General features: G+C 43.4%; 14 protein-coding genes. 10 read left to right on the top strand and 4 right to left on the bottom strand.

What is annotated here, in order from left to right; genetic code table 11:
• Positions 1–173: 173 nt before the first annotated feature.
• Positions 174–1511 (bottom strand): amino-acid N-acetyltransferase, encoded by a 1338-nt coding sequence (gene argA / locus VIB_RS10355; RefSeq protein WP_040904660.1) that lies wholly within the window; start codon positions 1509–1511, stop codon positions 174–176.
• A gap of 238 nt (positions 1512–1749) precedes the next feature.
• Between argA and VIB_RS10350 the strand changes: the two genes are divergently transcribed.
• From VIB_RS10350 to csdE, 4 genes are all read left to right on the top strand, one after another.
• On the top strand, positions 1750–2157 hold the full coding sequence (locus tag VIB_RS10350) for a DUF2850 domain-containing protein (RefSeq protein ID WP_040904658.1): 408 nt from the start codon (positions 1750–1752) through the stop codon (positions 2155–2157).
• 71 nt (positions 2158–2228) lie between these two features.
• Positions 2229–3332 carry a murein transglycosylase A gene (mltA, locus tag VIB_RS10345; protein WP_004395887.1) on the top strand — a complete coding sequence of 368 codons (1104 nt, stop codon included), beginning with the start codon at positions 2229–2231 and terminating at the stop codon, positions 3330–3332.
• An 87-nt stretch (positions 3333–3419) separates the two neighbouring features.
• Positions 3420–4229: a tRNA cyclic N6-threonylcarbamoyladenosine(37) synthase TcdA gene (gene tcdA / locus VIB_RS10340; protein WP_004395886.1), complete on the top strand. Its 810-nt coding sequence runs from the start codon at positions 3420–3422 to the stop codon at positions 4227–4229.
• A 74-nt stretch (positions 4230–4303) separates the two neighbouring features.
• Entirely contained in the window at positions 4304–4735 is a 432-nt protein-coding gene (gene csdE / locus VIB_RS10335) for a cysteine desulfurase sulfur acceptor subunit CsdE (protein WP_004395885.1), read from the top strand.
• A gap of 2 nt (positions 4736–4737) precedes the next feature.
• On the opposite strand, the gene VIB_RS10330 is transcribed toward csdE, so the two are convergent.
• Positions 4738–5337: a DJ-1 family glyoxalase III gene (locus tag VIB_RS10330; RefSeq protein WP_004395884.1), complete on the bottom strand. Its 600-nt coding sequence runs from the start codon at positions 5335–5337 to the stop codon at positions 4738–4740.
• Positions 5337–6224: a 2-dehydropantoate 2-reductase gene (panE, locus tag VIB_RS10325; RefSeq protein WP_004395883.1), complete on the bottom strand. Its 888-nt coding sequence runs from the start codon at positions 6222–6224 to the stop codon at positions 5337–5339. The genes VIB_RS10330 and panE overlap by 1 nt, the downstream gene beginning before the upstream one ends.
• A gap of 227 nt (positions 6225–6451) precedes the next feature.
• Between panE and VIB_RS10320 the strand changes: the two genes are divergently transcribed.
• Positions 6452–8443, top strand: a complete 1992-nt coding sequence (locus VIB_RS10320) for a bifunctional metallophosphatase/5'-nucleotidase (protein ID WP_004395882.1) — start codon at positions 6452–6454, stop codon at positions 8441–8443.
• Positions 8444–8607: 164 nt separating this feature from the next.
• On the opposite strand, the gene VIB_RS10315 is transcribed toward VIB_RS10320, so the two are convergent.
• Positions 8608–9411 carry a nucleoside-specific channel-forming Tsx family protein gene (locus VIB_RS10315; RefSeq protein ID WP_004395881.1) on the bottom strand — a complete coding sequence of 268 codons (804 nt, stop codon included), beginning with the start codon at positions 9409–9411 and terminating at the stop codon, positions 8608–8610.
• A gap of 321 nt (positions 9412–9732) precedes the next feature.
• Here VIB_RS10315 and VIB_RS10310 point away from each other — a divergent pair, with 321 nt between their 5' ends.
• From VIB_RS10310 to VIB_RS10290, 5 genes are all read left to right on the top strand, one after another.
• Complete coding sequence (locus tag VIB_RS10310) at positions 9733–10326, top strand: LON peptidase substrate-binding domain-containing protein (protein WP_004395880.1); 594 nt, start codon at positions 9733–9735, stop codon at positions 10324–10326.
• A 251-nt stretch (positions 10327–10577) separates the two neighbouring features.
• On the top strand, positions 10578–11162 hold the full coding sequence (locus VIB_RS10305; protein WP_004395879.1) for an RNA polymerase sigma factor: 585 nt from the start codon (positions 10578–10580) through the stop codon (positions 11160–11162).
• Positions 11159–11827, top strand: coding sequence for a ChrR family anti-sigma-E factor (locus VIB_RS10300; RefSeq protein ID WP_004395878.1), 669 nt, complete (start codon positions 11159–11161; stop codon positions 11825–11827). Before VIB_RS10305 ends, VIB_RS10300 begins: the two co-directional genes overlap by 4 nt.
• A gap of 413 nt (positions 11828–12240) precedes the next feature.
• Positions 12241–13014, top strand: coding sequence for a hypothetical protein (locus VIB_RS10295; protein WP_174900839.1), 774 nt, complete (start codon positions 12241–12243; stop codon positions 13012–13014).
• Between the two features lie 30 nt (positions 13015–13044).
• Positions 13045–13965 carry an IS5 family transposase gene (locus tag VIB_RS10290; protein ID WP_004393905.1) on the top strand — a complete coding sequence of 307 codons (921 nt, stop codon included), beginning with the start codon at positions 13045–13047 and terminating at the stop codon, positions 13963–13965.
• Positions 13966–14027 lie beyond the last annotated feature (62 nt).

The raw sequence follows: 14027 nt of genomic DNA, 5'->3' as shown, positions 1-14027 counted from the left end.
TTTCCTGAAGCATTGAGGGTATGGATGAAATCTGTGTATTAATTGTACAGATCTCGTCAGAAGGCGGATTCTACCCATAATCTACACAGAAATAAAGCGTTCATTTACTGTGCAATGAATATGCAGTTCGTTGCTATTTTTTTGGGGCGCGCCGTACCTTGGCTATTCTTGGACTATAAACGCAAGACTAAAATCTTTGAGCGACGTTGGTAGTTATATAAACTTTGTTTAGCCACCGGGAGGGATTCGACTCCGACCTCAATAAAGCCTTGTTCTCTAAACCAATGCAAGCTGTGGGTAGTTAATACAAATAAACGTTGAATGCCCATTTGTTTTGCTTGATGTTTCATATGGTTGAGTAACAGTAACCCTCGATTGCCATCACGGTATTCAGGGTGAATAGCCACACAAGCCATTTCCGCCATTTTTTCATCAGGATAGGGGTAAAGAGCGGCGCAGCCGATCAGTAAGCGATCTTTTTCAATAATGGTAAATTTATGAACTTCTTGTTCGAGTTGTTCGCGAGAGCGGCGCACGAGAATACCTTGCTCTTCCAATGGACGAATCAAATCAAAAATACCACCAATATCATCAATGCTCGCCTGACGGACTTGTTCGGCACTCGCCATCACCACTTGAGTTCCAATGCCATCAAAAGAGAACAATTCTTGAATCAGTGCGCCATCGTCTTTGTAGCTGATCAAATGGCTGCGTGGTACGCCAGCTCGACAAGCGGCAATCGCCGCGCGCAGAAAACGTAAGGTCCCTGTTGGGTCCTCACTTTTTGCAACAGGACATGACTCTAAACGCTCGACAATATGTTCGACTTCATTGGGTAACAGCTCGGCAATCGCATTGCCCTGCTCATCAATAATGCCTTGTTCAGAGCAAAAACCGATTAACTTATCGGCTTTAAGGCGAATCGCGACTTGAGTCGCGACCTCTTCGGATAACAGATTAAAACATTCGCCAGTGACTGAGCTGGCGATAGGCCCCAGTAACACAATCGATCCATGCTCAAGGGTACGATTAATACTGTCAATATCGATGCGACGAATACGACCGCTGTGGCAATAGTCGACACCATCGTCTATACCTAATGGTTGAGAGATAACAAAATTACCACTTACGACGTTAAGTTGGGTGCCAGCCATTGGCGTATTGTTGAGACTCATGGATAATTGAGCAGTAATCGCTAGTTGTAATTGTCCAGCGGCTTGCATAACCAACCTTAACGCTTCTTCGTCAGTCACGCGAATACCTTTATGGTAGGGGGTGGTTCGTTGGTGAGTCTGCAAAATTTGATTGATTTGTGGACGAGCACCGTGAACCAATACTATTTTAACGCCAAGGCTATGCAGTAAGGCTAAATCGCTAATAATATTAGCGAAGTTTTTATCTGCTATTGCCTCGCCGCCAATCATGACCACCATGGTTTTACCGCGATGAGCGTTAACATAAGGCGCGGATTGTCTAAATCCTTTGACTAAGGCTGTGCTACGAATTTTCACTTTATCATACCGAAGTGTTTAAATATGTCTAAATAATGACTTTTTATTCACCTATTAACAAGCGGTTTTATCGATAATAGGGAGATTATTTGTTATGGGTTTAGTCAATAAAAAGATTTAGCCATCTCTTGGGGTGTCGTTACGTAGTTCTACGCTAACATCTCCAAGGGAAGTGATGAACGAGAGACTCTTATTGGTTAGGTTTGGAATCACTCATTGATGATGAGAGAATAAGAAAGTGAACACGAATTCAACCCGTAATAAAAAATGGTTAGAGCGAATCTTAATCCTCGCGGTAGTACTGGGCGTCTCGGTGGTTATTTTGCTGTATAGCCAAGTGTTTAATCGCCTAGCAGACTCTTTTTCACCATCAAAAAGTGATATTTATGGATTGTGGATAGAGCAGAATGTCGCGCCGTATGCCGCGCAAAGAATTTATGTCCAAGCGGATGCGATTATGATTGATGGACGTATGGTGACAACCCATTATGACTTTAACGGGCGGCATTTGAGTTTTTATATCGGCGATCAAAAGATGGAATATCGGATGCTCAATGATGAATACACAGAAATGCGGCTAGTCTCCAAAGCGCATTATAACCCGACATTTCAATTGTCAGGAAAGCATCAAAAAAACCTTCGTTAACAATTCAGCCATTGCGCTTCACTGTGGAGTTTGTCATGCTTTTTGATGAAACCCAACATGGATAACTCCCAGTGATAAAACGATTATTTTCTTGTGCTACGTTAGCGCTTCTGTTTGGCTGTGCTCAGCCGACCGACCGCGCGCAACAATATACTGATGATCAATTTCCTCATATCTTAAATCAGGTTGAGCAGCTCCATTCCAATACCCCGCGTGATTTTTCTAAGTTTGCCGCACAAAGTGAGCAAGTGGTGATTAATTCTCCTTCTATGGCGGCGATCTATCAACCTTTGTATGAAAAGCTTAATGAGTGGGCGATGCAAAGCGGCGATCCCGCTGATCTGGCGCAATTTGGTGTGCAAACCGCGCAAATGGGCGGAGGCGATAAACGAGGTAATGTTCTTTTTACGGGCTATTTTTCACCAGTAATGGAACTGCGCCATACCGCCGATGAAGTCTATCGTTATCCGGTGTACGCTCTACCGGATTGTAGCGATAACTGTCCAACCCGAGCAGAAATCTACGCAGGTGTACTCGCTGGGCAAGGCTTAGAAATTGGTTATGCCGCCAACTTGATTGATCCGTTTATTATGGAAGTGCAAGGCAGCGGTTTTGTTCATTTTGAAGATGATGACACGCTCGAATACTTTGCTTATGCTGGTAAAAATAATAAAGCCTATGTCAGTATTGGCCGTATTTTAATTGAACGAGGTTTGGTTGAGCGCGCCAATATGTCATTAAAAGCGATTAAAGAGTGGGTGCTAGCGAATGATGAGCCGACGGTGCGCGAGTTATTAGAGCAAAACCCTTCTTATGTCTTTTTCCGCCCCAGTGCTGCCGCACCTGTCACCGGCAGTGCGGGTATCCCTCTATTATCGATGGCTGCGGTGGCAGGTGATCGATCCATCTTACCGATGGGCACGCCTATTTTAGCAGAAGTTCCTTTGTTGAATGCCGATGGAAGCTGGTCAGGGGTTCACCAATTACGTTTATTAATCGTGCTTGATACTGGCGGCGCTGTGAAGCAAAATCATCTCGATTTATACCACGGCATGGGGTATCGCGCTGGTATTGAAGCGGGGCATTACAAGCACTTTGGCCGAGTATGGAAGCTGGGATTGGAAAACTCCGCGACACAAGCGCCTTGGGCCTTACCGCCTGAAAAGCGACAATAACACGACACAGCCTAGACTTTTTTATCAAGAGTGCGTATAAATCGCACTCTTTCTTTTTGCCTCTTTTATACAGTGTGGATGCTTGTTATGCGTGAACTCGATACGCCTGCCTCAGACAATTACAATCAGCGTTTTGGCGGAACTCGCCGCTTGTACGGTGATAGACAAGTGGAGATCCTCCGTGCCGCTCATGTGTGCGTAATTGGGATTGGTGGTGTTGGTTCATGGGCTGTGGAAGCTCTGGCTCGCTCTGGTATCGGCGAGCTGACATTGATCGATATGGATGATGTCTGTGTTACCAATATTAATCGTCAAATCCATGCAATGACGGGCACGATAGGCAAAAGCAAAATAGAGGTCATGGCTGAACGAGTGACATTGATCAACCCTGACTGTAAGGTCAATTTGATTGATGACTTCATCGACTCGGACAATCAAGCTCAGTACCTTAATAACCAGATGGACTATGTCTTAGATGCGATTGATAGTTTATCCGCTAAAGCCTCTCTGTTGGCTTATTGTCGCCGTAATAAAATCAAAGTGATTACTATTGGTGGTGCTGGAGGTCAGACCGATCCGACCCAGATTAAAGTCGCTGATTTAACGAAAACCATTCAAGATCCTTTAGCGAAAAAGCTGAAAGATCGCTTGCGTCGTGATCATCATTTTCCAACTAATCCGGCACGTAAATTTGCTATTGAGTGCGTGTTTTCTACCGAGCAACTTAAATATCCTCAAGCCGATGGTACGGTGTGCGCCGCTAAATCAAGCGCGGAAGGGCCTAAGCGTATGGATTGTGCCACTGGATTTGGCGCTGCAACTGTGGTCACCGCAACCTTTGGTTTTGTCGCGGTTGCCCGGATCATTGATAAACTTATCCAGAAACATTCAGCTTAAATATCTGCAGCAATTGAGTCAATTGCTGCAGTGTCGAGACCTTTAACTCATCATTCGTTGCGGAGATATTATTGATGTCCAGTTTGCCTAACCATCCGTTTGGTCTCACTATTACTGATGCGCACATTCTTGCCACTATGCGGTCATTACAAGGTTGGGAAGCGCGTTATCGGCAGCTGATCCTCTGGGGTAAGCAATTGCCTGTTATGGATGAGAGCTTAAAAAGTGATCAAGCCGTTGTCGCAGGATGTGAAAGTCAAGTCTGGTTAGTCAGCGAGCAAGATGAACAGGATGGCTGGTTATTTTTCGCCGATTCCGATGCACGTATCGTACGTGGCTTGATTGCTGTGGTTTTAGCCGCATTAAACGCCAAAACTGGTGAGCAGATAGCGGCTTTTGATATGGATGCGTATTTTTCCGATTTGGGATTACTTGACCATCTCAGCCCTTCTCGTGGTAATGGCCTGAAAGCGATTGTGGAAAAAATACGCACAGAAATTGTCTAAGGCTACGCTTCTTCCTGTTTATCATAATGCAATTGCGGCAGTGGGATCAGGGGGAGCACAACCTCTTTAGCTCGTTGTTTGCCTGAAAGTTGAGCAATAATTTCAATCGCAAACTCCAGTGCTGTGCCTGGCCCTTGGCTGGTTAAGAGATTGTGATTAACATCAAAGGTGACACGACGATTGCGCCAGCGTTGCTCTGGGATACGTTCTTGTAAGCTGGGATGACAAGTCATGATCGCCTTTGGATAGAGTTGGTGATGTTCTAACACCACGGCAGGGGTTGCACAAATCGCCGCGACTAAACGGCCATCGTATTTCTGCTGTTTGACGATTTCCACCAGTAAGGTACTGTCGCGAAATACCTCCGCTCCGCCAATGCCGCCCGGTAATACCACCGCTGCAAATTCTTCATCCGCCACATCCACTAACTTACAATCAGCGGTTAAGGTCACGCCGCGTGAGGCTTTCATTGTCAATTGGCCAGAAAAATCGGCACTGGCAACGACCACTTCATAGTTGGCTCGAACCAAAATATCAATAATCGTTATTGCTTCCATTTCTTCGGTTCCGGGAGCGATAGGAACTAATATACGTTTGGTCATTAAGGTATCCAACGTTGTTGTAGTGAATGAATATGTTGATAAAGGCTCTGGTTGACTGGTACGGCTAAACTGTGTTGAGCCGCTTTTTTTATGACATAACCAGTAATAAAGTCTATCTCGGTTGGCCTTTGCTGGGCAACATCTTGCTGCATTGATGAGTAATTTTGACTTGTTGCCTCAATAACGCGATCAATAGATTCGGTGAGTTGTTGTGGCTCGATTGGCACTTGTTCGGCTCGCATAACGCTCACCAGTTCATTAATTAACTGATTGAGTAATGGTCGATAGTTAGCGTCCGCTAACTGCCCATTGCGACAGTTCTCTATTGCTGTGAGTGGATTAATCGCGCAGTTAATTGCTAGCTTGTGCCATAAGGCATAGCGAATATTGTCTGTCCATAAAACGTGGGGTAAGGCATGGTTGAAGACATCAACCAAAAAATCACAGCGCTCGCCTTGAGCGTTGACGGCGCCTAATTGGGTGGTGCCTTGTCCGGTGTGCATAACATGATGTGCGCCTTGTTTTAACGCCCCATGAGTGGTGGTTGCCATCAATAGTGGGTAATCAGAGAGCGGCTCTGTGAGTGTGTCGAGTGCCCCCATCCCATTATGAATAAACAGTAATATGGTTTGTGGAGCAAGCTTATCGAGCAAAGGAAGCAAGGCGGTTTCTACTTGCCACGCTTTAACACAAACGAGCAGTAAGTCAGCCTGTTCAAGAGTCGCTGGTTGATTATAAGCGAGAGTGATCGGCGCTAGATCATCCAGAATAAGGCAACGCTCTCCCGCTGGCTGGGTTCCCCATAAGGCGACTTGGTGGCCAGCTTTATATAATTGATAAGCCCATAAACGTCCGATTGCACCAGGGCCTAATATAACGATATTCATCAAGTTTACCTGTAGTTAGGGCGGATGATGCTTGTTTGCTTATAGTAGCCGATGATGGCGATAAAAAACGAATCGGCAAGCAGCGCTAGTGAGCCAATTAATCATTTATTCAAACCTTGAATAGAATGGTTGAGCTAAATAATCTCTGTGATATCACGGAATTTTAATGTTTTTTCCGGTAAATTACAGCGGCTCTGTGACTTTAAGCGAAATAAGGAAATAAGTTTATGCAATTTAAATATGCCATACTCGCCAGTACTATCACTCTGGCGTTATTAGGATGCAGTCAAACAGATAAAGAGAGTGCCGAACAAGCGGCCTTTGAACTGACTATTGCCCATATTAATGATACCCACTCCAGTTTTGATGCGGTTCGTTCAAGCTTTTATATCAATAAACAGCGTGTGTACAACGAATTTGGCGGCCATCCACGCATTTTATCCAAAGCCAATACCTACCGTGAACAAGCTGAAAAAAACAATCAAAGCATGCTGTTTTTACATGGCGGTGATGCGTGGCAGGGTAGCGCGTACTTTAAATTGAATGAAGGGCTGATGAATGCGGATATTCTGAGCCGAATGGGTATCGACGCTATGGCGCTAGGTAACCATGAATTTGATTTAAATAACCAAAAACTGAATGCATTTTTAGATCGGATCAACTTTCCCGTTCTTGCTGCCAATATTGATACTAGTTTAGATAAAGATTTAAAAGATCAAACCAATCTAAAACCTTATGTCGTGTACGCGTTCGATGGTTATACGAAACAGCGTTTTGATGATATGAGCCAATTACCAACCGATAAGCCGTTGGTAGGGGTTTTCGGATTGGCATTGGATGATATGCCTAATATTGCTCCGAATACTGGAGACGTTCAATTTTTTGATATGGTTAAATCTGCGCAAGCGACCGTTGATGAACTGCAAGCACTGGGTATTAAGAACATCATTGCCGTCACCCACGTCGGTAATGCGATTGATTTAGACATTGCCAGTAAAGTGAATGGGATTGATTTGATTGTTGGTGGTCACTCTCACTCACTGTTGGGTGATTTTACCAATCTAGGTTTGGGCAATAACGGTATTTATGCTCAGTTAGTCACTAACCCGAATGGCACCAGTAGAACTTGTGTCGTTCAAGCCGGAGAGTTTGCTCAAGCGATTGGTAAAACGACGGTCGCGTTTGATAGTGACGGCGAACTGATTTCGTGTGCTGGCCATAATACTTTGCTGACCAACGACGAGTTTTATCATCAAGCTAATCGTCAGCAAGAGAGTGTCTTTAGCGACGATGAACGCAGTAAAGCCCTCCGTTTTATTGAGCGTCAGCGTAACATTGCAGTAGCCGCCGAAGAAGCCGCATTGCGTGCTCATATCGATAGACAATACAAGCCTGCGGTTGAGAAAGCGTATGGTGATGTGATCGCCAATGTGCCACAGGAAATTCGCCATGCTCGTCGACCAGGCGATAATAACTCTGATCAACACGGCTCGCGAGTCGCACCGATTGTCGCATTGGGACAATATTATTGGGCGGCGAGCGATGAAGTCGTGCGATTGACAGGAATGAAAGCCGACTTTGCACTGACCGGAGCCGGTGGCATTCGCACCAATATTGCTGAAGGGGAATACCGTGAAGGGGACGTGACGTTAGAAATGTTGCCTTTTGCTAACTTTATGTCGATTGTGCCAGTGAAAGGTTCGGTAATTAAAGCGTTGATCGCGAAAACCGTCAGTGAAACGTTGCCGCCTACCGCTCATGCAGGGAAATTCCCGTATGGGGGTAACTTGCGTTATGTGTTTGATGAAACCGTTCAACACCAAGCAGGGACTCTCAGTTTAATTGAAGTTAATACCGGTACATTGAATGAGCCAATCTGGAGCCCATTAGAGGATAATAAAATCTACAATGTGGCGATGAATAGCTACAACGCGACCGGTAATGATGGTTGGACACCATTATTTGAAGCACAAAAAGAGCAATCTGGTCGAGTCGATTTTGCTTATGTCGATGGTAATTTGACCGCTTTCCCAGTCAGTCACATTGAAGAAGCCGCTGGGCGTTATCAAGTACGCTATCAAGGCAATGAACTCAATTGTAAGGCGGATAATGTAGTGTGTAATACTGATGCGCGTGCTGTGGTTAAGTATATCGCAGAACAACAACCTGTATTGGAAGCGTTGGATTACCCAGTAGTGACGTTGAATCGAGTTAATTAATCGTTATCTTGGTTAAGCAAAAATTTGTGATTATTAAAGCGGTTCTTTAGATGAAGGACCGCTTTTTATTTTTTGCTAGATACCGTCAAAAAAATCAGTACGACTCAATGAAAAAAGGGAGAAGCTAATGCTTCTCCCTATATACGATATTGAATAAAAAACGATTAGAATTTGTAGGTCACGGCTACGTAGTGGCCAAAGCCAGTGGTTTTTCCTGCGTTTCCACCGTCTTTTAGACCGTAAACATCTTTATAGCCTTTCAAACCATAACCAACCGCGAAGCGATCGGAATGCCAGTAAATACCGTTAAACATTGCTCCACCATTGCTTGAAGATGAATATTCCTCTTTCATGCCAAATTGGTAATCAATGTAACCTTGGTAAGAGACAAATGAGCCATTTTCAAAAAAGTAGAAAGGTTTAAACCAGTTAGTTGAAATTTGGAAACCGTTCCAATCTTTTTGATTACCTTGATAAGTTGCATAAAGGTTAACGCCAACTTTACCTAGCCATGGCACCATCACATCAGAACCAAGACCGATTTTTTGGTTATTTACAGAGTATTGATTAGTTTTGTAATCAGTTCCATCCCATTCAAATAGAGAAGCAATGTAAAGCTCTTGTACTGGGCCAAAAGAGAGATCTTTACCCGCTAATCCATCGAGAGACATACGTGGCGCAAATTTCATAAAGATTTTTGGAGCGCCAGCTTTATCGCTGTTTGATTTACTAGCAAGATTGAATACGTCGACATAACCATACAGGTCAAAAATACCTGAGCGACCACCAAATTCCATCTCTAAGTAATCGTGGCTTGATTTGCCTGGCAGTTCGTCGAATGCCCCCATCAAGTTAAACTGCATCCATTTATAATCGTTTTTATGAATATCGCCGTCAGAATAGTCAGCAGCAATAACAGGAGCAGAAGTAGCAGCCATGAGGCCAAGAGCTAAAAGTGATTTACGCATAGGGGAACTCTCTTTGTTGAGTGAACTTACAAGGCTGAATGTTGTCCTTGCTAATTGCTGGGCATAATAGCGATATATCTCTTAATTAAAAGTGAAATAAAGTGCGAAAAACTCAGTTATGTTGACTTCTGTCACACTATTTTGTTTTTTTTTTATTAACCAGAATGTGTTTTTTCATTTTTTTTGCATTATTAATGCGATCTTGGCTTGTTATTATCGGAAGGATTAAACCACTCACAAAAGCAACAAAGTCGGTAAGTGATCCCTTAACTGTCTATTTCGTAAACAGGAGAAGCATCAGTAAAAATAGAGGGAGGAATAATGCAAGAAATTATGCTTTTTCCATTGAGTTCGGTTGTACTGCCGGAAGGTAAAATGAAGTTACGCATTTTTGAACCTAGATACAAACGAATGATTGCGGAATGCAGCAAAGCCAATAGCGGATTTGGTGTCTGTTTATTGGATAATAAATCTGCAGACAAACGTCACCAGCTTTCGTACCTCGGTACTTGGGTTAAGATTGTTGATTTTGAAACCGTAGACGATGGTTTATTAGGGGTCACCGTTGTTGGCATTAAACGTTTTTTTATTGAACAAGTACGCAGTGAATCGGATGGGTTACGCAAAGCTACCGTCCGTTGGTTAACTAACTGGCCCACCACACCTTTGTCTGACCACCACTTATTATTGAGTGAGCAGTTACAGCAAATTTACCAACAGTTTCCGCAAGTGGGGCAACTGTATTCACATCGTTTTTTTGATGATGCGAGTTGGGTCGCTCAGCGTTGGTTGGAGATTCTCCCCTTATCAAAAGCTCAGTGGGAGGGCTTGGTCGATCATGAGAGCTGTTATCCGGCATTGTCTTTTCTTACACAGACGATTGAAATCTATGATGATTGTTCTGGTCAGGGATAGTGTGAAGCTATCGCTTTCTTTTATTGTGTGGATGATTTAATAATCACGTTTAACTTTTTAGGGATAAGAGTCGCATAGGACAAACACGAGTCTACTCTGCCTGTCTCAGCCATTTGGGTATATAATGAATCTTTCTCTAGGTATTGAAATCTCCATCATTACTCAGTCAGTGATCCACGATGACTTTACTTACGTAATATGAGTGATTGGGGAGAAATCTCAAGCCGAGGTTTTGCAAGGACAGGTATCCTATGACGAGTCAAAATCCACAAACCTTTACCCGTGATGATTGGGCTGATTGTATGGAAAAAGTGCAGCAACAGGATAAAGCCGCTTTTGGTGTCGTGTTCCACTTTTTTTCTCCCCGTCTTAAACAGTTTGTGATTAAGCAGTTAGGCAATGAGCAGGTTGCGATGGAAATTGTTCAAGAAACGATGGCGGCGTTATGGCAAAAATCGCATTTGTTCGATAGTCAGAAAAGCTCTCTGTCAACATGGGTCTACACGATTGCACGTAACCTCTGCTACGACTTAATGCGTAAGCAAAAGGGAAGGGAGTTGCACGTGCTTGCTGATGATATTTGGCCAACCGATTATTGTCCGCCAGATTTAATCGACCACTATTCGCCAGAGCATGAAAGACTGAAAGAGCAAGTGGTTAAGTTTCTTGATTTACTACCAGAATCACAGCAAAAAGTCGTAAGAGCTGTGTATTTAGAAGATTTACCGCACCAACAAGTCGCGGAAATGTTTGATATTCCTCTTGGGACCGTCAAATCACGTCTACGGTTAGCTGTAGAAAAACTAAGAACCTCGATCGATGCGGAGCCGTTATGAGTTATCATCCAGAATTATCATTACTTGAAGCGTATGCCAAAGGCAATGTTGATGCTTGTCATGGAATCGCTCTGGCGACTCATCTTGAGTTGTGTGCTCACTGTCGTCAAGTGGTCAAACAATTTGAAGAGCAACAAGGCGAGCAACTGGCTGCGCTAGAGCAAGAGTTATCGACCGATGATTGGACTGGTATGCTGGCAGAGATTATTACGACCCCAGTGCCAAGTGCGCCAGTATCGGTCTCAGAATCTTTACCGGTGACCATTGAGGTTAATGGTAAATCGATTGCGATTCCTGCTGCTCTGCGACGTTTGATCCCAGCCGAGACTAAATGGCGCAATTTTGGTGGTAAGGTTTATTCACTTCCTTTACATAGTGAAGATAAAGTGCGCATGAGTTTAATGTACATTAATCAGGCAGTGAGTGTGCCACAACATACTCATAAAGGCATCGAATCTACCTTGGTTTTGCATGGTGGATTTAGCGATGAAGAAGGCCATTACGAGGTGGGGGATTTTATCCAACGTGATGCTTCTATTTGTCACGCACCACAAACCGATGCGGGGCAAGATTGCTTATGTTTAGCCATTCTCACTGAACCGATGATCTTCACCCAAGGTGTAGCGCGAGTCTTTAATTTATTTGGTAAAGGCATGTATCCCTAAACGAGTTTTTCGTTAACCTCTACTCTTCATGCTTTAGCCCCTAGGTTTATCCCTAGGGGCTTTTTATTTGAACTTCGTTTCATTGATTGAACTAAACTCTCCTTTTTTCGTTTTTTCCTTGATAAAAACCAATTCAATCAATGGCAAACGTTTGCGATTAGTTACGGAATAGTGTGATTTTGAGAGCTAACTCAAATCTTTAACAAATCCTGTTCAAGCTATTTAAGGCGGTTTTTTTTGTAACCTTATGTATTAACATTGATTATTTTATAGCAATAGAAAAGTTACTTAAAATCAATAAATTCATCGCGTGCCATGTCACAAAATCATAATGTTGCTTTATGTATAATTTTAATGATTAAGTGACTTACCTCACTATAAATGGGCTATATAACAACAGCAAGGAAAATGGCATGCGAGTATTAGTTTCTCGAAAATCAGTGTTACCTTTAGCGCTGTCCGCCGTGTTTTTAGCATTATCAGCTTCGGGCCATGCAGCTCGTGTTTATACCGCGGATAATGGTGATTATATGGATGTGTTTGGTGAAGTGGGTGTTGGTGGTTATTTTGGTAACAAAACAAAATATAAACAATATCACTCCGATGACTCTTTTATTGATGACACGTTTGCTACGTTTGGATCGAAAGGCCGTGTCGGCATTTTTGATTACCGTATAGAGTTAGATTACGAGCGTGAAAATTGGCGTGGTGGTACAGGTGATATGGTGTTACATATCGATAAAGCTTGGCTTGGTTATCGATATAACCCTTATCACTATGTGGAGTTTGGTTTAACAGATACCGCATTTGATGATTATGATGCTTATGGTGACTTAACTTTTGATACTGGTGCTGAGACGGGAGAAGCGGGTGACCAAGCTAAAACCATTAAATATGAAGGTAACTATCAGAAGTTTGCCGTAGGAGTTTCTTACAGTTATAAAGGTGAGTCTTCATCGGGGCAAGCTCAAGGTAATATCACCAATGGTTATGTGGGTTACTTTGGTGATGAATTCTCTATGGTATTTGGTGCAGAGCGTCGTAATGGCTCGGCTGGAGAGTCTAAGTATGGTTTGTTTAAACTGTACGGTATTGGGCTACGTTATGCGGTCACTGAACAGTTTTTACTTGGTCTGAAGGCTTTGTTGCTTAAATCGATGGAACTAAATCAAGAAGCTACGATCTGATCGGCTACATCCATTAATCGTCGTAGCCTAATGCCTAAACCTCGTTACAAAACAACCAACTGGAAGCAGTACAATAAAGCCTTAATTAATCGTGGTTCACTGACCTTTTGGGTTGATGAGGAAGCGATAGCTGAGTGGAAGCAAAGCAAACAAGGCAAGCGTGGTAGACCACGCCAATTCAGTGATTTAGCCATTACGACTGCATTAATGGTGAAACGAGTATTCTCTATGCCATTGAGAGCGCTGCAAGGATTTATAGACTCAGTATTTAAACTGGCTAATATCCCGCTATTTTGTCCGCATTACACCTGCATAAGTCGTCGAGCTAAGGAAGTTGATGTTTCATTTAAAACTAAAACCAGAGGAGCGATACAACATCTAGCCATTGATTCCACTGGTCTCAAGGTTTATGGCGAAGGTGAATGGAAGGTTAAGAAGCATGGTACTGACGGGAAGCGTAGAGTTTGGCGTAAACTGCATATTGCAGTAGATGCCAGCACTCACGAAATAGTCGCAGCAGAACTGAGTTTCTCTAACGTAACCGATGCTGAAGTGCTTCCCAACTTACTTAAGCAGACACGTCGTAAAATCATTGAAGTATCAGGTGATGGAGCTTATGACACAAGAAGCTGCCATGAAGCTATACGAATCAAGCGAGCAGTTCCGCTCATCCCGCCACGAGAAGGGGCAGCTTTCTGGGAGCAAGGACATCCTCGCAATTTGGCGGTAGGTTGTCAGAAGCTCTACGGCTCAAACAAAAAGTGGAAAAAGCGGTATGGTTATCATAAGCGCTCTCTATCAGAGACAGCCATGCATCGAGTGAAACAGTTGTTAGGTGGGAAATTAAGCCTAAGAAATTACAACGCTCAGGTTGGCGAGACTTACGCAATGATCAAAGCGCTGAACAAGCTTACGGGGCTAGGTATGCCTGAAACTCAGTATGTTGTTTAAAAATGAAGCATTATGGGCTGGTATGCCTTTTCTCTGAATTAAGCAACAAAGCCTGGTCTGAA

Source organism: Vibrio metschnikovii CIP 69.14 (genome assembly GCF_000176155.1).
GTDB lineage: Bacteria > Pseudomonadota > Gammaproteobacteria > Enterobacterales > Vibrionaceae > Vibrio > Vibrio metschnikovii.
This window is presented reverse-complemented; position numbering and strand designations above follow the sequence as displayed.

Excerpts from the sequence above, each read along its gene's own strand:
- tcdA (WP_004395886.1), top strand. The coding sequence starts at position 3,420 with ATGCGTGAACTCGATACGCCTGCCTCAGACAATTACAATCAGCGTTTT.
- csdE (WP_004395885.1), top strand. The coding sequence starts at position 4,304 with ATGTCCAGTTTGCCTAACCATCCGTTTGGTCTCACTATTACTGATGCG.
- VIB_RS10330 (WP_004395884.1), bottom strand. The coding sequence starts at position 5,337 with ATGACCAAACGTATATTAGTTCCTATCGCTCCCGGAACCGAAGAAATG.
- panE (WP_004395883.1), bottom strand. The coding sequence starts at position 6,224 with ATGAATATCGTTATATTAGGCCCTGGTGCAATCGGACGTTTATGGGCT.
- VIB_RS10320 (WP_004395882.1), top strand. The coding sequence starts at position 6,452 with ATGCAATTTAAATATGCCATACTCGCCAGTACTATCACTCTGGCGTTA.
- VIB_RS10315 (WP_004395881.1), bottom strand. The coding sequence starts at position 9,411 with ATGCGTAAATCACTTTTAGCTCTTGGCCTCATGGCTGCTACTTCTGCT.
- VIB_RS10310 (WP_004395880.1), top strand. The coding sequence starts at position 9,733 with ATGCAAGAAATTATGCTTTTTCCATTGAGTTCGGTTGTACTGCCGGAA.
- VIB_RS10305 (WP_004395879.1), top strand. The coding sequence starts at position 10,578 with ATGACGAGTCAAAATCCACAAACCTTTACCCGTGATGATTGGGCTGAT.
- VIB_RS10300 (WP_004395878.1), top strand. The coding sequence starts at position 11,159 with ATGAGTTATCATCCAGAATTATCATTACTTGAAGCGTATGCCAAAGGC.
- VIB_RS10295 (WP_174900839.1), top strand. The coding sequence starts at position 12,241 with ATGCGAGTATTAGTTTCTCGAAAATCAGTGTTACCTTTAGCGCTGTCC.
- VIB_RS10290 (WP_004393905.1), top strand. The coding sequence starts at position 13,045 with ATGCCTAAACCTCGTTACAAAACAACCAACTGGAAGCAGTACAATAAA.